The organism is Pelagibacterium sp. (assembly GCF_965249125.1).
In the GTDB taxonomy this organism is placed as follows: Bacteria; Pseudomonadota; Alphaproteobacteria; order Rhizobiales; family Devosiaceae; genus Pelagibacterium.
Window position 1 is genome coordinate 1630502 of sequence record NZ_OZ252217.1, and the last position, 19604, is coordinate 1650105.

14 protein-coding genes are annotated in these 19604 nt (G+C 61.4%); 3 read left to right on the forward strand and 11 right to left on the reverse strand.

The window, feature by feature from the left end; all coding sequences use genetic code 11:
• Window positions 1-46: 46 nt before the first annotated feature.
• Together ACP148_RS08060 and ACP148_RS08065 are read right to left on the reverse strand one after the other, a co-directional pair.
• On the reverse strand, window positions 47-1015 hold the full coding sequence (locus ACP148_RS08060) for a quinone oxidoreductase family protein (protein ID WP_421950411.1): 969 nt from the start codon (window positions 1013-1015) through the stop codon (window positions 47-49).
• Between the two features lie 8 nt (window positions 1016-1023).
• Window positions 1024-2106 carry a TerC family protein gene (locus tag ACP148_RS08065; RefSeq protein WP_421950412.1) on the reverse strand — a complete coding sequence of 361 codons (1083 nt, stop codon included), beginning with the start codon at window positions 2104-2106 and terminating at the stop codon, window positions 1024-1026.
• 150 nt (window positions 2107-2256) lie between these two features.
• Between ACP148_RS08065 and ACP148_RS08070 the strand changes: the two genes are divergently transcribed.
• On the forward strand, window positions 2257-3411 hold the full coding sequence (locus ACP148_RS08070; protein ID WP_425033361.1) for an FAD-dependent monooxygenase: 1155 nt from the start codon (window positions 2257-2259) through the stop codon (window positions 3409-3411).
• 49 nt (window positions 3412-3460) lie between these two features.
• Here ACP148_RS08070 and ACP148_RS08075 read toward each other — a convergent pair whose 3' ends face one another.
• The 3 genes from ACP148_RS08075 to ACP148_RS08085 form a co-directional block, all read right to left on the reverse strand.
• The gene (locus ACP148_RS08075; protein WP_421950414.1) at window positions 3461-4135 is read right to left on the reverse strand and encodes an invasion associated locus B family protein; all 675 of its coding nucleotides are present in this window, start codon (window positions 4133-4135) and stop codon (window positions 3461-3463) included.
• A gap of 138 nt (window positions 4136-4273) precedes the next feature.
• On the reverse strand, window positions 4274-7756 hold the full coding sequence (gene mfd / locus ACP148_RS08080) for a transcription-repair coupling factor (RefSeq protein ID WP_421950415.1): 3483 nt from the start codon (window positions 7754-7756) through the stop codon (window positions 4274-4276).
• A 4-nt stretch (window positions 7757-7760) separates the two neighbouring features.
• Entirely contained in the window at window positions 7761-8033 is a 273-nt protein-coding gene (locus ACP148_RS08085; RefSeq protein WP_421950416.1) for a succinate dehydrogenase assembly factor 2, read from the reverse strand.
• A gap of 127 nt (window positions 8034-8160) precedes the next feature.
• Here ACP148_RS08085 and recG point away from each other — a divergent pair, with 127 nt between their 5' ends.
• Together recG and mazG are read left to right on the forward strand one after the other, a co-directional pair.
• Window positions 8161-10266 (forward strand): ATP-dependent DNA helicase RecG, encoded by a 2106-nt coding sequence (gene recG / locus ACP148_RS08090; RefSeq protein ID WP_421950417.1) that lies wholly within the window; start codon window positions 8161-8163, stop codon window positions 10264-10266.
• Window positions 10267-10334: 68 nt separating this feature from the next.
• Entirely contained in the window at window positions 10335-11150 is an 816-nt protein-coding gene (gene mazG, locus ACP148_RS08095) for a nucleoside triphosphate pyrophosphohydrolase (protein ID WP_421950418.1), read from the forward strand.
• Here mazG and hflX read toward each other — a convergent pair.
• The 6 genes from hflX to ACP148_RS08125 all read right to left on the reverse strand — a co-directional run bounded on the left by hflX (window position 11142) and on the right by ACP148_RS08125 (window position 19480).
• Entirely contained in the window at window positions 11142-12497 is a 1356-nt protein-coding gene (hflX, locus tag ACP148_RS08100; RefSeq protein ID WP_421950419.1) for a GTPase HflX, read from the reverse strand. The two genes, mazG and hflX, sit on opposite strands and share 9 nt — an antisense overlap.
• A complete protein-coding gene (hfq, locus tag ACP148_RS08105; protein WP_014130571.1) occupies window positions 12494-12739 on the reverse strand; it encodes an RNA chaperone Hfq in 246 nt (81 codons plus the stop codon). The genes hflX and hfq overlap by 4 nt, the downstream gene beginning before the upstream one ends.
• A 158-nt stretch (window positions 12740-12897) precedes the next feature.
• A complete protein-coding gene (locus tag ACP148_RS08110) occupies window positions 12898-14331 on the reverse strand; it encodes a potassium transporter TrkG (RefSeq protein ID WP_421950420.1) in 1434 nt (477 codons plus the stop codon).
• Window positions 14332-14355: 24 nt separating this feature from the next.
• Window positions 14356-15732 carry a Trk system potassium transporter TrkA gene (gene trkA, locus ACP148_RS08115; RefSeq protein WP_421950421.1) on the reverse strand — a complete coding sequence of 459 codons (1377 nt, stop codon included), beginning with the start codon at window positions 15730-15732 and terminating at the stop codon, window positions 14356-14358.
• Window positions 15733-15787: 55 nt separating this feature from the next.
• Window positions 15788-17164: a sigma-54-dependent transcriptional regulator gene (locus ACP148_RS08120; protein ID WP_421950422.1), complete on the reverse strand. Its 1377-nt coding sequence runs from the start codon at window positions 17162-17164 to the stop codon at window positions 15788-15790.
• Window positions 17165-19480, reverse strand: a complete 2316-nt coding sequence (locus ACP148_RS08125; RefSeq protein ID WP_421950423.1) for an ATP-binding protein — start codon at window positions 19478-19480, stop codon at window positions 17165-17167.
• Between the last annotated feature and the right edge of the window lie 124 nt (window positions 19481-19604).

Sequence of the window (19604 nt, forward strand, 5' to 3'; positions counted from 1 at the left end):
TTGGGCGGAGGCCCTACCACAGCCCCCGCCCTTGCGACAGAGCCAATCAGGGCAGAAGGATGGTTGAGCCCACAGTCTTGCGGCCCTCGAGCGCCCTGTGGGCGTCGGCGGCTTCGGCGAGGGCGAAGCGCTGGCCGATATGGGGCTTGATGGCTCCCGATTCGACCGCGGCGAACAGGGCCTTGGCGCCTGCAAGCAGCGCTGGACGTTCGGCAAAATAGTGGGCGCCGATCGGACGGGTCACAAAGAGCGAACCCTTGCGGGCGAGGACGCCCAGATCAGGGACGGAAACCGGCCCGGTGGCGTTGCCATAGCTGACCATGAGGCCCATGGGGCGAAGGCAGTCGAGAGATTTTTCGAAGGTGGCCTGCCCTACCCCGTCATAGACCACGTCAACGCCTTTGCCGCCGGTTAACTCGCGAACCCGGACGGCAAAGTCTTCCTCTGAATAATTGATGACCTCATCGCAGCCATTGGCCTTGGCGAGGGCGGCCTTCTCAGGATTGCCAGCCGTGCCGATGACCCGCGCACCGATCGATTTGGCCCATTGGCATGCGATCAGGCCCATGCCACCGGCGGCGGCCTGAAACAGGATGGTTTCGCCCGAGCGCACAGGCCATGTGAGAAACAGCAGGTAATAGGCAGTGAGGCCCTTGAGCATGATGCCGGCCGCTGTCTCGTAGTCGATCGAATCGGGCAGCAGGACAGCCTTCGCCGCGGGCATAATGCGCTCTTCGGTGTAGGACCCGATGGTACCCTGATAGGCGATGCGGTCACCCGGTTTGAAGCCGGTGACACCGGCGCCGACCGAAACAACCTCTCCGGCGCCTTCGGAACCTGGAACCAGGGGCAGCGGATTGGGGTACAGCCCGGTGCGGTGATAGGTATCGATGAAGTTGACGCCGATGGCGTGATGGCGCACCCGGATTTCGCCCGAGCCGGGCTCACCGATTTCAACATCACGGAAATCGAGGGCTTCAGGGCCACCAAACTGGTCAACGACAATAGCTTTCATATTCCTGCCTATTCTCTTCTTCTGGCCGTGCGCAGCCTTTGCGGCCGGCGCCGGAGGAGCATGGGTTTTTTCCGGCGCGACTTTTGCACAGCGGTATCGTCTTCGCCAAGGGGCGGTTCGTCGCTGTCGGGGATTTCCTTTGCCAATGTCTCTCCGGGCGTTTCGTGTTCGTCGCCTTGGATCGAGCCGGGTTCGTCCTCTTGTATCGGATCCGTCATGGCGGGCTCGAGGTCCTCAAAGGACGGATCGGGCACCAGAAACGCCGGTTCAAGGCTCGGTTCGGCGCGGTCATGGACCGGGATCTGAGCGGCCACTGGAGCAGGCGACGGCGCCACTGGTTCCTGGATTGGCGCAGACGGTTCAACGCGTTCGTCGTGCCGGGGACGATGGATGAGCTTGGAGAGGGCCAGAACCAGAACGCCAGCGCCCATGGCGATATGGAGATAGCCGCGGAGGACCGGCATGCCCAACCCCTCGGCAATCAGCACGGTGCCCACGACAAACAGGATTCCAAGCGCTGTAGCCCTGACGGCGGCGTGGCGGGCAATAAAAGTGCCGATAGGACCCGCGGCCAAGAGCAGGATTACGGCCGCTGCGAGGATAGCAATGACCATGGCCTGGACATAAACGGTCAGGCCCACAGCGAGAATTACGGAATCGACCGAGAAAATGACGCTGAGCGCGACAAGCTGGGCGATGGCCAGTGTCGGGCGATCTGCAGAGCCAAGGTCGGGGGCGTCTTTTGGAACCGAGGACGGCTCGACAAGGAGATGGAGTTCGGTAATGGCCTTGTAGACCAGGAACAGGCCCCCGCCCAGGAGCACGATCTCGCCCCAGCTGGGCGACCAGCCGGCCAGATCGAAGGCGGTGCGGTCCAGTCCGAGAAGCCAGAGAATAATCGCCAGAAGGACCAGTCTGACAATCGTGGCGATGCCCGCCCCCAAAAAAGCAGCGCGGCGGCGTTGCTCTTCGGGCAGCGCGGCGACCCGGTTGGCAATCAGATTGGCGTTTTCGGTTCCCAGCACCACTTCGATGCCGGTTAGAAGAATAAGGCTGGCCCAGAAGGCCGGTTCGATGAAGAAATCCAGCATTTTTGCCCTCAGCGGTTGGAACGGCGACCGCCCCGGCGCGCGAAAGGCGCACATTTGCGGGCAACAACGGCAATAAAGCGGCAGAGCAGCCTGGGCCGCTTGCGAGCAAGCCCCTGGCGGCCTACATCTTGGCCAAGCATTGAGGTTAATATGGCCAATCACACACAAATCGCCGTTATCGGCGGAGGACTCGTCGGCAAGGCAACGGCGGTTGCGGCGGCCAATGCGGGATTTTCGACGCTTCACGTGGCGCCCGAAGCCCCTGTGGACAGAAGGACCTCCGCGCTCATGGGGCCGTCGGTCGACTACATGATCGAGGCGGGGTTGATTGGCGATCCCGAAACGCTTGGCGTTCCACTCACAAATATCCGGATCATAGATGCGACCAATCGGCTTCTGCGTGCGCCGGAAACGATGTTCAGCGCATCGGAATTCGGCCATCGGGCCTTTGGATGGAACTTTGCCAATGCCCGGCTCGGGGAGAGCTTTTCGAAGGCGGCGGCCGGGAGTGAGCGCCTCGACCTCCGCGCGGCAACCCTGGAATCGGCCAGAAGGGGCGAAGGCGTCTGGCATCTCGAACTCTCTGATGGCGGTACACTGACGGCCGATCTGCTGGTCGGAGCGGACGGCAAGGGATCGAGCGTGCGCAAGGCGGCGGGGATTGCGGTGCGAGAACGCAAGTTCGAGCAGGCCGCGCTTGTTTGCGACCTGGTGCTGGGGCGCGGGCTTGATGGAGAATCGGTGGAGTTTCACTATCCCAATGGGCCGTTCACGCTGGTTCCCGCCGGTGGCAATCGTGCCAATCTTGTGTGGATCGACAGGCTGGAGACGCTTGAGGATGCACGGCGGGAGCCGGAGCATCTGGTGACCTTGCTCAACCAAAAAACAAACCATCTTTTTGGTTCGATTTCTGTGGCCAGCCCCAGTTTCGTGTTTCCGCTGTCGCTGCTGTCGGTCGATGTGGCCGGACGCGACGCGGCGGTGCTGGTGGGCGAATCGGCGCATGCGTTCCCACCAATCGGCGCGCAGGGGCTCAATCTGGGGCTGCGGGACGTGGCAAGTCTCCATGCCTGCCTGAAGGTAGCCAATCCTCGATCGTATGGCTGGGCCGAAGCCGTCGCGCGCGGTTATGGCACCGCAAGACGGGGTGACCTGACGCGAACGGGTGCCTTTGTCGGTGGGCTGTTTACCTCCCTGCTCTCGCCGCATTTGCCGGCCCAGGCGCTACGGAGCGTCGGGCTCTGGGCGCTGAAGACTTCTCCCCTGCTGCGAAAGCACGCAATTTCCTTTGGCATGGGGCAATAAAAAAGGCGGACCACACGGTCCGCCTTAAATACTCGGGCCCATCGACCTCCTACTGGGCAGGCGCCTCTTCGGTCGCCGGCGCGGCCTCGCCGTTTTCCATTTCCTCGCGGAGCTGGTTGGCGCGGTCCTGCAGAACCTGCTCAAGGACGTTTTCGGTCGAGTTGGCCTGATTGAGCTCTTCGATCGAGATGCCCTCGGGGTTGTCGTAGACAGCTGTGAAGCCGGTGAGAGTGATATCGATGTGGATATCTTCGTTCTGACGGTTCTTGGCGGTCAGGGTAAGGGTGCTGCCACGCTTGAGGCTCTGGATATAGGATTCGTTGATGACCAACTGAGCCGAACAGGCCTGAGGATCACAAAGCATGTAGGGAACGCGCACGGGCTTGCCACTGTCGATCTGCCAGGTCAGCCCGAATGGTAGCAATACGCCGATCGGCACGGAGGCCACTGCAAGCAGGCGGCTCTCCTGGCTGGGATCGTCACGCAGAAGGAACGAGCCCGTAAATACGCCCGTGTTGCTGACCACCTGGCGCATGATGCACGCCTGGCCGCCGTCGTCGAGATCGCTGCAGACCTTGAGCCAGTTGTTTTCGGCCGGGCCTTCGGATGTTTCGGCCTGGTCGATCATTCCCGCGTCTGCGGACTGCGCATAGACAGCACCAGCCATTGAAAAGGCCAGTCCCGTGGCAACAGCGCCGGCAAGTATCGCGTTTTTGAGTTTCATGGACATTCCTGTTGCTCTGGGCAGGTGGACCCCGCCGGAATCATAAGGTTCAATACGTTCAAGAGCGGCGAAATCGGGCAATAGCATGACGTTGAGACACTGCCAATGCGCTTGGGCCACTCGTGTTGCTCAAAGGCGTCAGTGGCCGGCGGCAAGACCGGCCAGCCGCGAGAGGATCGCGGCGCTGCCTTTGAGGCGCTGCTCGGCGGTCGGCCAGTTGCGCGCGAACATGATCTTTTGATCGGGGCGCAGCCGGGCCGCCTGACCGGGATCTGCGATATGGCGCACCAATCCGGCAGGATTTGGGAAGACGCCGTTCCGCAGCGTGACAAGCGCGCCCTTGGGTCCGGCATCGACCTTTTCGACATTGGCGGCACGACACAGAGATTTGATGAGCACGACTTTGAGCAGAGCCTCGACCTCCTCGGGCAGCGGGCCGAAACGGTCGATCATTTCCGCGCCGACCCCATCGATGTCGTTGGCATCGGTCAAATCGCCCAGGCGGCGGTAGAGCTGCATGCGGACCTGAAGGTCGGGCACATAAGCTTCGGGAATCATCACCGGCATGCCCAGCGAAATCTGCGGCGACCACTGGCCCGCCTCTTCCTCCTCGGCCGACTGCCCTGCCCTCAATGACGCTACGGCCTCTTCGAGCATCGACTGGTAGAGCTCGAACCCGACTTCGCGGATGTGGCCGGACTGCTCCTCCCCCAGAAGATTACCCGCGCCACGAATGTCGAGATCGTGGCTGGCGAGCTGGAAGCCGGCGCCAAGCGATTCGAGGGATTGGAGCACCTGGAGGCGACGCTGCGCCTGATCATTGAGCTTGCGGTCGGCGGGAACCGTGAAGATAGCATAGGCGCGCGTCTTGGAACGGCCGATGCGGCCCCGGATCTGGTAGAGCTGGGCGAGGCCGAACTTGTCGGCGCGGTGCACGATCAGGGTGTTGGCTGTCGGCACGTCGAGGCCGGATTCCACGATGGTGGTGGCGACGAGCACGTCGAACTTGCCGTCGTAAAAGGCGTTCATCGTGTCGTCGAGTTGCTGGGGCGCCATCTGGCCGTTGGCGACCACGAAGCTGACTTCGGGTACGTGGTCGCGAAGAAATTGCGCGATGTCGGCCTGGTCGGATATGCGCGGGCAGACATAAAAGGCCTGGCCGCCACGATATTTCTCGCGCAGCAACGCTTCTCGCACCACCAGCGGATCGAAGGGCGAAACGAAGGTGCGGATGGCCAAGCGGTCGACAGGCGGGGTGGCAAGCAGCGAAAGGTCGCGCACGCCGGTCAGCGCCAATTGCAGGGTGCGGGGAATGGGGGTCGCCGAAAGGGTGAGCACGTGGACATTGGCGCGCATTTCCTTGAGGCGCTCCTTGTGCGCCACGCCGAAATGCTGCTCCTCGTCGACGATCATCAGGCCGATATCGCGGAATTCTATGGATTTCGAGAGCAAGGCGTGGGTGCCGACGACGATATCGACGCTGCCATCCTTCAGGCCATCCCTGGTGGCCTTGAGTTCGGCGGCAGGCACAAGTCGCGAGGCTTGTCGCACCCGTACGGGAAGTCCCGCGAAACGGTCGGAAAATGTCTTGAAGTGCTGGCGGGACAAAAGGGTCGTGGGGACGACAATGGCGACCTGACGCCCGCTCATGGCCATGACGAAGGCAGCGCGAAGCGCAACTTCGGTCTTGCCGAACCCCACGTCGCCGCAGACCAGCCGGTCCATGATGCGGCCCGAGGTGAGATCTTCGAAGACAGCATCGATCGTTGCGAGTTGGTCTTCGGTCTCCTCATAGGGGAAACGGGCGCAGAATTCGTCGTAAGAGCCCGTCTGCACTTCGACCGGGTCGGTATGAGCCATCTGGCGAGCGGCAGCGATCTTGATGAGCTGCTCGGCCATGTCGCGGATGCGTTTTTTGAGCTTGGATTTCTTGGCCTGCCAGGCAACGCCGCCCAGTTTGTCGAGTTCGGCGCCTTCGGCGCCATAGCGCGAGAGCAGCTCGATATTTTCTACTGGCAGGTAGAGCTTGTCGCCTTTGGCGTATTCGATCTCGACGCAATCATGGGGCGCGCCCTGCACCTCGATGGCCTTGAGCCCGATAAAGCGCCCGATACCGTGATCGACATGGACGACGAGATCGCCAGCCGAGAGCGAGCTTGCTTCGGTCAGCGCGTCCGAGGCTTTCTTGCGGCGCGTCTGGCGAATGATGCGCTCGCCCAGAATGTCCTGTTCGGAGAGAACGGCGATATCGTCGGTCAGATAGCCCGATTCGAGCGGCAGAACGACAAGGCCGAGCTGGCCGACCTTGAGCAGATCGACCTGCTTCCAGTTTTCGAGCTTCTTGACCGCCTTCAGGCCGTGATCCTTGAGCACCTGGCCCATGCGGTCGCGGGTGCCTTCGGTCCAGCAGGTGATGATCGTCTTGCGCCCTGCCCTCGCCTCGGTCTTGATGCGTGAAATTACCGCTTCAAAGAGGTTGGTATCGGCGGCCTGACGTTCTGCGGCAAAGCTGGGCGCCAGATGGCCGGCGCAATCGATGACCGGCAAATTTTCGTCGGCGGGCAGGAAAGGCGAAAGCTCTGAGATCTCATGGCCGCGGGCCAACTCGTAAGGGCCCTGCTCCACATTGTAGAGCAGTTCGGGTCTGAGTGGCTTGTACGGTGCGCCAGCCGTGCTGCCCTGTTCGCGTGCTTCCTTGCGGGCGGTGTAATAATCGAGGATCTGATCGCGGCGTTCGGAGTAGGCCTCGCGCGACTGATCGTCGAAATAGAATGGCGCATCGCCGATATAAGCGGGCAGCGTTTCCATTCCCTCGTAAAAGAAGGGCAGCCAATGTTCCATGCCGGCAAAGCGCTGCCCGGCGCTGATGGCGCCATAGAGAGGGTCATCGGCAGTGTTGCCGCCGAAGGCCGTCGTGTAGTTGCGGCGGAAGCGGCGAATTGTGTCTTCGGTCAGCATGGCCTCGCTCATGGGAACGAGGGTCACCGATTTGACATTGCCGGTCGTGCGCTGGCTTTCGGGATCGAAAGAGCGAATGGTTTCAAGCTGCTGGCCGAAGAAATCAAACCGCAAGGGCGCGTCATGACCGGCCGGGTAAAGATCGACCAGCCCGCCGCGCACGGCGTATTCGCCCGTCTCGCGCACTGTAGGAACGCGCAGATAGCCATTGTTGGTGGCCCAGTCGATGAGTTTCTCGCTATCGACCATGCGTCCCGCCGCCGCGGAAAACGTCATGGCAGCCAACACGTCTCGCGGTACGACACGCTGGATCAGCGCATTGACGGCGGTGAGAACGATGGCGCCTCTGATCGCGGGATCGACCAGTTGAGCCAGCGCCGACATACGGGCGGCGATGGTTACGGCGTTAGGTGAAACGCGGTCATAGGGCAGACAATCCCAGGCGGGGAAGATCAGCACTGGATGGCCGGGCAACATGGCTTGCAGGATATCGGCCATGCGCTGCAACCGGCGGCCATCGCGCGCGACAAACACAAGTGAAACAGGAGCTTGCGGGGCCTCCTTAAGGCGTTGCTCGACTTCGCGCGCCAGCATCGCCGGCTGCATGCCGTCGGGAAGGTTGGCCAGAATCCTTGAGGGGCCGTCGCGCAGTAAATCGTCCATGAAGCTAGTTCTGTGAAATCTTGTGGTTGCGGATCGCCTCGATCAGATCGCGGTCCGCGTTGTCGGGAATGTCGCTTTGGCCCATGAGCCATGCCTGAAGGTCGGTTTCCTCGTGATCCATCAGGGCTTCAAGCCGGTCGAGCATTTCTGCGTCGAGCGTATCGAGATGATCGGCGACGAATCCACCGATCAGGATATCCATTTCCTGGGTGCCGCGATGCTGGGCGCGATAGAGCGCGCGCTTGCGGCGCATTTCGATGGCGGTGAGGTCGGTCATGGTCCAGACAGGTGCTAAGGCTTGGGACCGCAGTTATTAGAGACATTTGGTGGCGCTGTCAGCCTTTTGCCATGGCCCGCAAGCATATATCGTTCCGTTTCCGTTCATATTAGCCCAGTTTTGAGTCGTGCCGCGCCCCGATCTGCTGAACCCGATGTTCAAATCGCTCAAATCGATGAAAGGCGTCGGGCCGCAACTGGGCGCGCTGTTCGCCAAGTTCTTCGGCGCACCCGATGGGCAGGATGCGGTCGTTCTCGATGTGCTCACCCATATGCCCTCGGGAGTGATCGACCGGCGAGCGCAGGACGGCGTCGCTTACGCGCCGGTCGGGTCCATCGCGACGCTGAAACTGCATATCGACGAGCATATCGCGCCGCCGCGCAACAGCCGGGCGCCATTGCGAATCAAGGCGCACGACGAGACGGGCGAGATCACCCTGAGCTTTTTCGGGGCCAAGGGCGGCTGGGTAGAAAAGCAATTGCCGATCGGCGAAGTCCGCTACGTTTCGGGCGAAATCGGGTTTTTCGGCCGCGAAAAGCAGATGACCCATCCCGACTATATCGTGGAGCCCGACAAGCTCTCGAGCCTGCCGATGGTCGAGCCGATCTATCCGCTGACCCACGGGCTTTCCTCGCGCGCCTTGCGCAAGGTGATCGCTTCGGCGCTCGATCTGGTGCCGATCATTCCCGAGTGGACGGGCAAGGACCGGCGCACGATCATGAACTGGCCGGGATTTTCCGAAGCGCTGCGCCATATTCATGCACCCCGGCGCCCCAGCGAGGGCGATATCGTTTCGCCTTCGCGCATGCGGCTGGCCTATGACGAATATCTGGCCGGGCAATTGGCGCTGTCGCTGATCCGGGAAACGATGGTGAAATCCTCGGGTATCGCGCGGCGGGTGACCGGCGAGATCGCCGAAAAGGTCGAAACCGCCCTGCCCTTTGCGCTGACCGATGGGCAGCGGCTGGCGATTTCTGACATTCGGGAGGATCTGGAAAGGCCGACGCGCATGTCGCGGCTTTTGCAGGGTGACGTGGGATCGGGAAAGACGGTCGTGGCGCTGATGGCCATGGCCATGGTGGCCGAGGATGGCGGCCAATCGGCGCTGATGGCGCCGACTGAACTGCTTGCCAGCCAGCATTTCAGGACGCTCCAGCCGCTGGCCGAACAGGCCGGGCTCAAGGTGGTTCTGATGACCGGGAAAATGCCGGCGGCGGAAAAGCGGGCGGCGTTGGCCGGGCTGGCCGATGGCTCGATTGCCATAGCCGTGGGCACGCATGCGCTGTTCCAAAGCGGGGTGGAGTTTGAAAATCTCGGACTGACGGTGGTCGACGAGCAGCATCGGTTCGGGGTGCACCAACGGCTGGCGTTGTCGGAAAAGGGGCACAAAACTGATCTTCTGGTCATGACGGCAACCCCGATTCCGCGCACCCTGGTTCTCACCCATTTCGGTGACATGGACGTTTCGGTGTTGCGCGAAAAGCCGGCGGGACGCCAGCCAATCGATACGGCAACCCTGCCGATTTCCGAGTATGAACGCGTAGTGGGACGGCTTGCGTCGCGACTGGCCGAGGGGGCGCAGGCCTACTGGGTGTGCCCGCTGGTCGAGGAAAGTGAGGTGCTCGACGTTGTGGCGGCCGAGGACCGGTTTGCAGAACTCAAGAAGAGTTTTGGGGACCGGGTAGAACTGGTGCATGGACGCATGAGTGCCGCGGCCAAGCAGGAGGCGATGGATCGGTTTTCGTCAGGGCAAGCGCAGATTCTCGTTGCCACCACTGTGATCGAAGTTGGGGTCGATGTGCCCAATGCGACGATCATCATCATCGAGCATGCCGAGCGGTTCGGGTTGGCGCAATTGCATCAGTTGCGTGGGCGGGTGGGGCGTGGATCGGCGCGATCGGCCTGTCTTTTGCTCTATTCCGAGCCGTTGAGCGAAACGGCAAGGCAGCGGCTCGAGGCGATCCGCAAGACCGATGACGGGTTCGAAATCGCCGAAAAGGATCTCGAACTGCGCGGCCAGGGGGATTTGCTCGGAACGCGGCAATCGGGCATGCCGGGTTATCGCATAGCGGTGCCCGACGTTCACCGGCATCTGCTGGAAATGGCTCATGACGACGCGCGTGCTGCACTCGACCGTAATCCGGGGCTCAAGGGTCCGGAGGGCGAAGCGCTGCGGGCGTTGCTCTATATTTTCCGAAAAGACCTGGCCATTCCGCTGATCAAGGCGGGATGATCGGGGTGGCGGCTGACCCGGCCGCTCGATAGAACTTGCCCTACGACTCTCTTCTCCAAGGTTTTCCGATGCAACCCTCCCGCGATATTTCCCGTCTCATCGAGATCATGGCTCGCTTGCGCGACAAGGAGACCGGATGCCCCTGGGACGTCGAGCAGGATTTCCGGTCGATCCGGCACTATACGATCGAGGAAGCCTATGAGGTGGCGGACGCGATCGAGCGCGAGGATTATGAGGATCTGCGCGACGAGTTGGGCGATCTGTTGCTGCAGCCGATCTATCACGCGCAGATGGCCAAGGAAGAAGGGCTGTTCGAGATCGGCGACGTGATTTACGCGGTCACCGAAAAACTGATCCGGCGCCATCCGCACGTGTTCGGGGAAGACGAGGCAGGCAATGCAGCCTCGAGCGAGAAGCGCTGGGAGGCGATAAAGGCGGGCGAGCGCGCAAGAAAGGCAGAACGGCGTGGCGGGGAAAAACCGCCCTCCCTGCTTGATGATGTACCCGCTGGGTTGCCGGCGCTGACGCGGGCGGGAAAACTCGCCAAGCGCGCCGCACGGGTGGGGTTCGACTGGCCCGATACCGGATCGGTCATTGCCAAGATCGAAGAGGAGCTTGGTGAGGCCGAGGAGGCACTTGCCGGGACCGATGAGGCGGCAAAATCCGAGGAAATCGGCGATCTGCTGTTTGCCGTTGCCAATCTTGCCCGCCATGCCGGGATCGATCCCGAGGCCGCGCTGCGTGATGCCAACGCCAAATTCGTGCGGCGGTTCGAGCATGTGGAAGCGCGATGCCGCGAGGAAGACATCGAGATTTCCGAGGCCGGCCTTGACCGACTCGATTCCTACTGGAACGAAATCCGCAAGGCCGACAAATCAGCTTGAGCCGTCGAGCCCGGTAATCCGGCCGGCGAATTTTTCCGAAAACTCGGCGCGATGCCGGGGCAAAACCCGGACGGTGTAGCGCGTGCCTTCATCGTCGGGCTCGCCACGCTCGACCACTTCGGCGTTGGCATAAAGCCAGCCGGTTTCAGAACTCGATTCGTGCGGGATCAGGACACTGAACAGGCGCGAATCCTGCGCAAGCGTCTTTTCGACAGCCAGCAAAAGATCGGCCAGTCCCTGCCCTGTTACCGCAGAGACCGGAATGGAGGCAGCAACTTTGCCCGCTGGCGCTATGCTCGCCAGTCCGTCGGCAGCTTCGGCCGGCAGATTGTCGATCTTGTTCCAGACCTCGATGATCGGTGTGGTTTCCCCCGTGACGCCGAGCGAAGCCAGAACCGACAGCACGTCGTTTGCCTGAGCCGGGTGGTCGGGGTTGGAAACGTCGCGAACGTGCAGGATGATTTGGGCCTGCGTTACCTCTTCGAGCGTGCCGCGAAAGGCGGCGACCAGATCGGTCGGCAGATCGGAAATGAACCCGACCGTATCGGACAGGATGATGTCGCGGCCATGCGGCAGCGAGGCGCGGCGCACCGTGGTATCGAGTGTTGCGAACAGCAGGTTTTCAGCCATGACACCCGAGCCCGTGATGGCGTTGAAAAGGCTCGACTTGCCGGCATTGGTATAGCCGACCAGGGCAACGACGGGGAACGGCACGGCGGCGCGTGGGCCGCGTTGAAGCTGGCGGGTGCGACGCACCTTATCGAGCCGCCGTTCGAGAACCAGGATGCGATCCTGAATCTGGCGCCTGTCCGATTCGATCTGGGTTTCGCCAGGACCGCCGAGAAAGCCGCCACCGCCGCGCTGGCGCTCGAGGTGGGTCCAGGAGCGGACCAGACGGCCCTTCTGGTAATTGAGGTGGGCGAGCTCGACCTGCAGCACGCCTTCGCGGGTCGCGGCGCGTTCGCCAAAGATCTCGAGAATCAGCGCCGTGCGATCGAGGACCTTTACACCGACTTCGCGTTCGAGATTGCGCTGCTGGATGGGTGAGAGCGGCGCATCGACGACGAGCAGTTCAATGTCATTTTCCTTGGCCCATTCGGCAAGTTGCTGCACCTGCCCGCCGCCGAGATAGGTCGCGGGCTTGATTTCGCGCACCCGAAAGATCTCGGTGAATACGAGGTCGAGCGCGATGGCTGCCGCGAGCCCGATAAACTCGGCATGCCGCGCTTCCGCGCGACGCGAATAGCGGTTGTGTCTGACGTCGGGTGTTACCAGACCAGTGCGTGTAGGGACTTCGCGAAGGTCCACGAAGCCCTTGCCGTCGTCTTCGTCTTCTCTATCGATCAATCGGTATTGCTCTCGGGGTCGAACAGCTGAATGGGTGCGCCCGGCATGATCGTTGAAATTGCGTGCTTATAGACCAGTTGGCTCTGGGCATCGCGACGCAGCAGCAGACAGAAATTATCGAACCAGGTGATGACGCCCTGCAATTTGACGCCGTTGACGAGGAAGATCGTCACCGGGACCTTGTTCTTGCGAACGTGATTGAGAAAGGCATCCTGAAGGTTCTGCACCTTTTCACTGGGCATTGTACGGCCTCTTGTTTGCGTCGGGCACGGAGCACCGGTCAGACGCCCCGACCGACTTTTTGTTTGACAACCAGCTTGGGTGCCGCCTTGCCCGTTTGACGCATTACATGTCAACTCGGTAACTATTGCATATCTCTGGGGACGAGCCTAGAGCGCAATTACCAGCGATTTCCTGTAATTGCCGCCAGCATCACGAGGATTTCGATGCGGGCGATCGTCGCGACTGCCGCAATCGTCAGCAGCGTAGCGTCGGACGCGACGCCCTGTGACAAGCCCGGAATGGCCGAGTCGACGAGATTGCCCACCTGCGAAAATGCACCCGCTGCGATGGCCATGGCTGACGGCAGCGAATGGCCCTGAGCGGCAAAAACCATCAGCGCTATGGTTAGGGCCAGCACGCCGAGAAAAAACGTGCTCCACACGGATTTGGCGATAACGCGCTGTTGGGTATCGTATTGCACATCGTCCCGAAGAATGGCGCTGGGGTAAACGAGCCTGTCGAGTTCGTTGCCGACATGCTTGAGCATGGTGAGCAGGCGAAATGCCTTAATGCCACCCGCAGTCGAATACGAACAGCCGCCGATAAAAACGATAATGAGAATAACCTCGAACGGTATGGACACTCCCAGCCGTTGATCGTGGGTAATTCCGGTGGTGGTGGCGATCGAGATCATGTCGAAAACGTAATTGAAAGCACTTTCGAAGCCCTGCCTTCCGACGGGAGGTGCAAGGATCGAAGCAAGAATCGCGAGAGCCACCAGCAGGCCAATGGCTGCGAGATAGCGCATGCCTTCGTGATGCTCGCGCGAGCCTTCGCCGGCCCTTGCGACAAGCAGGCGGTGCCAGATGATGCTGGTGGAGCCAATGAGCATGAAAACCATCATGACGACTTCCGCGAGGCGGTTGTCCAGGACCGACGTGGACGACCCGGGCGGAACAAATCCATTGGTCGAGAGCATGCTCATGGCCACCACGATGGCATCATCGGCAGGGACGCGAACGATAATCAGCAACATGGCACAGACGATCGTGAGGCTCAGGTATGGAACGGCGATCGATTGCAGGGTGACCAGGATGCGCGGGTCGTTTTCGGTGCGGGCATGCTGGACCTGACGCAGATTGGCATTGGGAATGCCACCAACACGATATGGGCCAAGCACATAAACCGCCAGCGTTAGCGTGGTCAGGCCGGCCACCCAGGCGACGGTCGCGCGATAGAACGTCATGGAGGGTGACAGATCGGCAGGCGGACGCAGGGTGGCCCCCAGTGTGACGGCGGCCGAACTGGCCTCGAAAATGGCCGGGATGAGACGTTGACCCTCGACCAGAATGAACAGGGGCACGGCGGCGGCGATCAGCGACATCCATACGGTGATCGCTGCCATGAATACCCCTGCCCTGTTAAGGGGGCGGGCTCGCCGGCTGAGAGACAGGATGGTGACGGCCGACAGAAATCCGTACCCGACGGCAACGAGAAAAATGGCTTCGAGCGCCCGCCAATTGCCTTCGACGAGGGCGACGAACAGCGGCAGCACCAATGAGAGGGCAAAAACCCCGAACACACCGGCCGATAGAATTCCGATGGTGGGCAAACCCATCCCCTCGCGAGTAACACGCTAAAAAAAATCGATGCTGACCCTGAACATCTGCTCGACCTGTCGCAGGCTGGCGGCGAGTGCGAAGACGATCACGAAGTCGCCGGCCCTCACGATGGTATCGCCGGTCGGCATGATCGCCTGGCTGCCGCGCACGATGGCGCCAATGCGAATGCCCTGGGGCAGCTTGAATTCGCGCAGCGGCTTTCCGACGAGCGTTGAGGTTTCGAGTGCCTCTGCCTCGAGAATTTCGGCGGCGCCGTTGCCGAGCGTATACACGCCCCGGATGCGTCCGCGCCGGACATGCCGAAGAACCTTCGATACGGTGATGGCGCGCGGATTGATGAAGGCGTCAACACCGAGACGTCGGGCGACGCGGGGATACTGGCTCTGGTTGACCAGCGCGATATTGGCGTGACAGCCCATTTCGCTGGCAATGACCGATGAGAGGATATTGGTCTTGTCGTCATTGGTCAGGCCCAGAAACATATGGGCGTCACGGACATCGACCTCGCGCATTATGTCCTCGGCCAGCGCGTCGCCGAACACGACGATCGAATGCTTCATGGCCTCAGCGGTCCGCTGCGCGTTTTCGCGGTTGCTCTCAATGATGCGGATCGACACCGAGGGGTCGGTTTCCTCGATCCGGCGGGCAACGTAGCGACCGACATTGCCGGCGCCGGCGATCACCACCCGGCTGGGCGGCACCTCGTCCCGACCGAACAGGCCGAGGACGCGCTGGACCTGGTCGCGCGCCACGGCGACAACGGCCTGATCGCCGGCGACCATCTGCTCGTGGGAATGGATGACCCGCATTTCACCGTCACGCCGCACGCCCATGACGGTGGCCTGAAGGTTGGGAAACAGGTCGGTCAGATGGCGCAGCGGGGTATCGATGACCGCGCAGTCTTCGGTGACGTTGACCTCGATCACCACAACCTGATCGTCCTCGAACGTCACGATCTCGTTGGCGCCCGGATAGGCCATGCGTTGCAAAATGAGTTCGCCCACTTCCACTTCGGGTGAAATGATCACATCGATGGGCAGGTGATCCCGGGAGAACATGTTGCTCCATTCGGGATCGAGATAGCTTTGGGACCGGATGCGGGCAATGCGGGTAGGCACCTCGAAGATCGAATGGGCAACCTGACAGGCGGTCATGTTGACTTCATCGACCTGCGTGACGGCGATCAGCATGTCGGCGTCACGCGCCCCGGCCTGGGCGAGAACGTCTGGATGGGACCCGTGGCCATGCAATCCGCGGGCGTCGAGCGTGTCCCTGACACGCTGCACCAGAGCCGGATTGTTATCGATGACGGTGATTTCGTTGCCTTCGGCCGACAGGCGTTCGGCGATCCCGTAGCCGACCTGGCCGGCTCCGCAGATGATAACTCTCATTTCAGCGTCCCAGATGGAAGCGACGGCGCATGTGTTAGCACGCCATCACCTCTCACTAAAGCCCGAGCGATTTGATCTTGCGGTGCAAGGCACTTCGCTCCATGCCCACAAATTCCGCGGTTTTCGAGATGTTGCCGCCAAATCGCTCGATCTGGGCGATCAGGTATTGGCGCTCGAAAACCTCGCGCGCATCGCGCAGAGGCAGACTCATCAGGTGAGCCGATGAGTCGGTATCGCCGATCGTGGGCAGCACTTCGGAAATATCAGATGGCAGCATGGAGGCAGTGATGATCCCGTCGTCTGGCTGCTGGTCGCGCACCAGAATCAGAAGGCGTTCGATGGCGTTGCGCAACTGGCGGGCATTGCCCGGCCAGTCCTGCCCCTGGAGAACGGCGATGGCATCGTCGCCAAACAGGAAACGCGGAAGGTTGTGCATGCGCGAAAGCTGGGCGACGAACAGACTGACCAGCGATGGGATGTCCTCGCGACGCTCGCGCAAGGAGGTGAGCTGAAGCGGCACGACCGAGAGCCGGTGGAACAGATCGGTGCGGAATTTCCCCTCCTCGATCAGGCTGGCCACGTTTTGCGAACTCGACGAGACGATGCGCACATCGACCGGAACCTGGCCGTGGCCGTCGACGCGGGTGAACTTGTTCTCGACAAGGGCGCGCAGCAGCGATGTCTGGGCCTCGAGGGGGAGCGATGCGACTTCGGACAGATAGAGCGTGCCGCCATGGGCGCGCTCGAGCGCGCCGACTTCGGTGCGCAACCCGTTCTTGTCGCGAACTTCGCGTCCGAACAGTACGACGGGAATTTCATCGGGCGCATACAGCGAGGCGTTGATTTCGATAAACGGGCCGGCCGCGCGGGGGCTCTTGAAGTGCAGGAGGCGCGCGCACAAGCCCTTGCCGGTGCCAGCGCCGCCGGCAATGAAGACGCGCGAGCGGGTGCCGGCCGATTTTTCGATCAGCGAGCGCACTTGCGCGATGGCACCCGAGACCCCGACCAGCTCGGTTTCATCGCCGGTCCGCTCCTTGAGATCGGCCACTTCGATCCGCAACTTGCTCGCTTCGATGGCCCGTTGTGTGATGAGCAGCAGGCGGTCGATCTTGAAGGGCTTTTCGATGTAGTCATAGGCACCCCGGCGAATGGCGGAAACGGCGGTTTCCACATTGCCATGGCCCGAGATCATGACCACCGGCAGGTCGGGGTGATCGGCCTGCAGCACATCGAGAAGCTGTAAGCCGTCGAGGCGCGAGCCCTGCATCCAGATGTCGAGAAATACAAGGTTGGGGCGTCGCTTTGCGATCTCGGTAAGCGCGCCGTCCGCATCGGAAGCCTGTCGCGGTTCGTAGCCTTCGTCTTCGAGAATTCCGGCGATCAGCTCCCGGATGTCTTCCTCGTCGTCAACAATCAGAATGTCACGAGCCATTTACTTAATTGCCATCGCGGATACGCGCGATGTCTCCTCTTGGGTCGTTTTTTGGGTGTCGGGGTCGGCGCCTTGCGAGGCGACCGGCTGTTTTCCACTTTCCTGCAACGGTAACGTGAAGGCGAAACAGGCGCCGATGCGACCGTTGGCGTCGGGAGCGGCATCGCGCAGATCGACACGACCGCCATGCTGTTCGATGATCTTTGCGACAATAGCAAGACCGAGCCCGGTCCCCTTTTCGCGGGTGGTCATATAGGGCTCGAGAAGCTGGTGGCGGTTCTCTTCCGGCCAACCCTTGCCATTGTCGCTGACCTCGATGACCGCTTCATCGCCGCTGACGGAAGCCGAAACGATGACTTCGGGATTTTCAACCGTATCAAGGCCAATGCTTTCAATAGCTTCGACAGCATTCTTGATAAGATTAGTGAGTGCCTGTGACACCAGCCTGGTATCGAACTGTGCGTATATCGTCTCGTCGGGCAGTACTGCCTTGATGTTGATTTCGGGCTGACGAACGCTTTCGAGAAATACCGACTGCCGTACGGTGTCGGAAAGGTCGGCCCGGACGATTGTGGCCATGGGCATGCGGGCGAAAGACGAAAACTCATCGACCATGCGGCCGATATCGCCCACCTGACGCACGATGGTCGATATGCATTTGTCGAAGACATCGAAATCATCGGCGAGCTTGTTGGCGTAGCGGCGGCGCAGCCGTTCGGCGGAAAGCTGAATGGGAGTCAGCGGATTCTTGATCTCATGGGCGATACGGCGCGCCACATCGGCCCAGGCGCTATTGCGCTGGGCGGCGACGAGTTCGGTTATATCGTCGAGGGTGACCACATAGCCCTTGGATTCGGTGATCGTGCCCTCGCGGGTGAGCCGGACCTGATAGGTGCGGCGATCGAACCCGGTGGAAAGCTGAACCTGGTCCTGGACCCTTCCCCGACGTGCCGACTGGGCCCGCTCCATGGTGGGGGCGAGTTCGGGAGCGATTTGAGACAATTCCTGGTTCATCAAATCCAGTTCGGACTGGCCAAGAGCTGCGCAGGCCCGGGAATTGACCAGGGTAATGCGACCGAAGGCGTCGAGCCCGATGATACCTGCGGAAACACCCTCTACTACCGCTTCGGTAAACTGTCGGCGCTGGTCGTTGGTGCGGCTGGCGGCCACGAGAGCGGCGCGCTGATTGCGCAATTGCGCCGTCATCTTGTTAAAGCGCACCGCAAGGTCGTGCAGGTCGCCTCCGCGTTCCGGAACGGGCAACTGGACGTCGAGATCGCCGCTCGAAACGCGGTTCGAGGCGATCATCAGGTTTCGGATGGGGTCGATAAGGCCATTGGCCAGCGCTATGCCAATCCACAACGCGGCGAGAAGAAAGACGAAAGCCACCCCCACATACATGAGCGCGAAGGTGATCTGGAACACCAGCCGGCTGGAATCGTAGAGCCGGTAATCTGTAATGTTCTCGTCGGTCAAACGCACATATTCGAGGACTTCCGCATCGACCGGTCGTGCGACGAACAGAAAGAGATCGTCATATCCACGCAACTTGACCACGGCTCCCACCAGTGAACTGGCGGCGCCCGGTGCGATGAGCGTAGGCGCCCCTTCACCGGCTGCCTCGAGCACCTCGTCAGGGACGCGAGGAATGGCGCCGGGAATATTGATCTGGGCCCGCATGACGGTTTCGCCCGTCTGATTGACCAGGCTCGTGAACGGCAGCGAGCGGGTGGTGGCAAGCGCGGTAAGGATACGCTGGAAGCGTGGGGAATCGTTTGTGAAGCTGTCGCGTGCCGCTTCAAGCTCACTTGCCACCCAGATCGTGTCGTCGCGCAACACCTGCGCATGCTCGAGCATGTAGGAGCGCGCCACGAGCCGGGAACTTTCCACCATCGAGCGCATGCGCTCGGAGAACCATTGGTCAAGCCCCTGGTTCAGCGAGAGCGTGGCGACAACAGCGACGATAAAGGCGGGACCGGCAGCCACGATGGCGAACATGGCGACGATGCGAACCTGGAGCCGCGCGCCCTCCTGCTTGCGGATGCGCGTCTGCACGAGCATGACGAGTTCGGTGAGGACCAGCGCCACGACAAGCGTGATCAGGATGGCGTTGGCAATCCATATCCAGGTCCAGACGTCGGGGCCCGGCTCGATGTCGGTTGTTCCGCTCATGATGAGGAATGAGCCGGTGGCGACAATGACCGAGATCAGAACGACGACGAATCCAACCTGCCGCAGCAGGCGATTGTCGTTGAACAGCGGTGCAGATTTGTCCCCCGAGTGTGATATCTGCCGGTTGCCTGCGCTAACCGCCATGCACACCGCCTCTCCTGCCCCACCTGCCGGGCAGCGCGATGGCTCCTGGGCCGCTATGGAGTACTGCGCTTGAAAGCATGCGATCGACGTCCGCGCTGACGGTTTCAGTGGCCGGAAACATTCC

What these genes read in the sequence shown, in the direction of transcription:
- ACP148_RS08060 (WP_421950411.1), bottom strand. Translation starts at nt 1,015, where the DNA reads ATGAAAGCTATTGTCGTTGACCAGTTTGGTGGCCCTGAAGCCCTCGAT.
- ACP148_RS08065 (WP_421950412.1), bottom strand. Translation starts at nt 2,106, where the DNA reads ATGCTGGATTTCTTCATCGAACCGGCCTTCTGGGCCAGCCTTATTCTT.
- ACP148_RS08070 (WP_425033361.1), top strand. Translation starts at nt 2,257, where the DNA reads ATGGCCAATCACACACAAATCGCCGTTATCGGCGGAGGACTCGTCGGC.
- ACP148_RS08075 (WP_421950414.1), bottom strand. Translation starts at nt 4,135, where the DNA reads ATGAAACTCAAAAACGCGATACTTGCCGGCGCTGTTGCCACGGGACTG.
- mfd (WP_421950415.1), bottom strand. Translation starts at nt 7,756, where the DNA reads ATGGACGATTTACTGCGCGACGGCCCCTCAAGGATTCTGGCCAACCTT.
- ACP148_RS08085 (WP_421950416.1), bottom strand. Translation starts at nt 8,033, where the DNA reads ATGACCGACCTCACCGCCATCGAAATGCGCCGCAAGCGCGCGCTCTAT.
- mazG (WP_421950418.1), top strand. Translation starts at nt 10,335, where the DNA reads ATGCAACCCTCCCGCGATATTTCCCGTCTCATCGAGATCATGGCTCGC.
- hfq (WP_014130571.1), bottom strand. Translation starts at nt 12,739, where the DNA reads ATGCCCAGTGAAAAGGTGCAGAACCTTCAGGATGCCTTTCTCAATCAC.
- trkA (WP_421950421.1), bottom strand. Translation starts at nt 15,732, where the DNA reads ATGAGAGTTATCATCTGCGGAGCCGGCCAGGTCGGCTACGGGATCGCC.
- ACP148_RS08120 (WP_421950422.1), bottom strand. Translation starts at nt 17,164, where the DNA reads ATGGCTCGTGACATTCTGATTGTTGACGACGAGGAAGACATCCGGGAG.
- ACP148_RS08125 (WP_421950423.1), bottom strand. Translation starts at nt 19,480, where the DNA reads ATGGCGGTTAGCGCAGGCAACCGGCAGATATCACACTCGGGGGACAAA.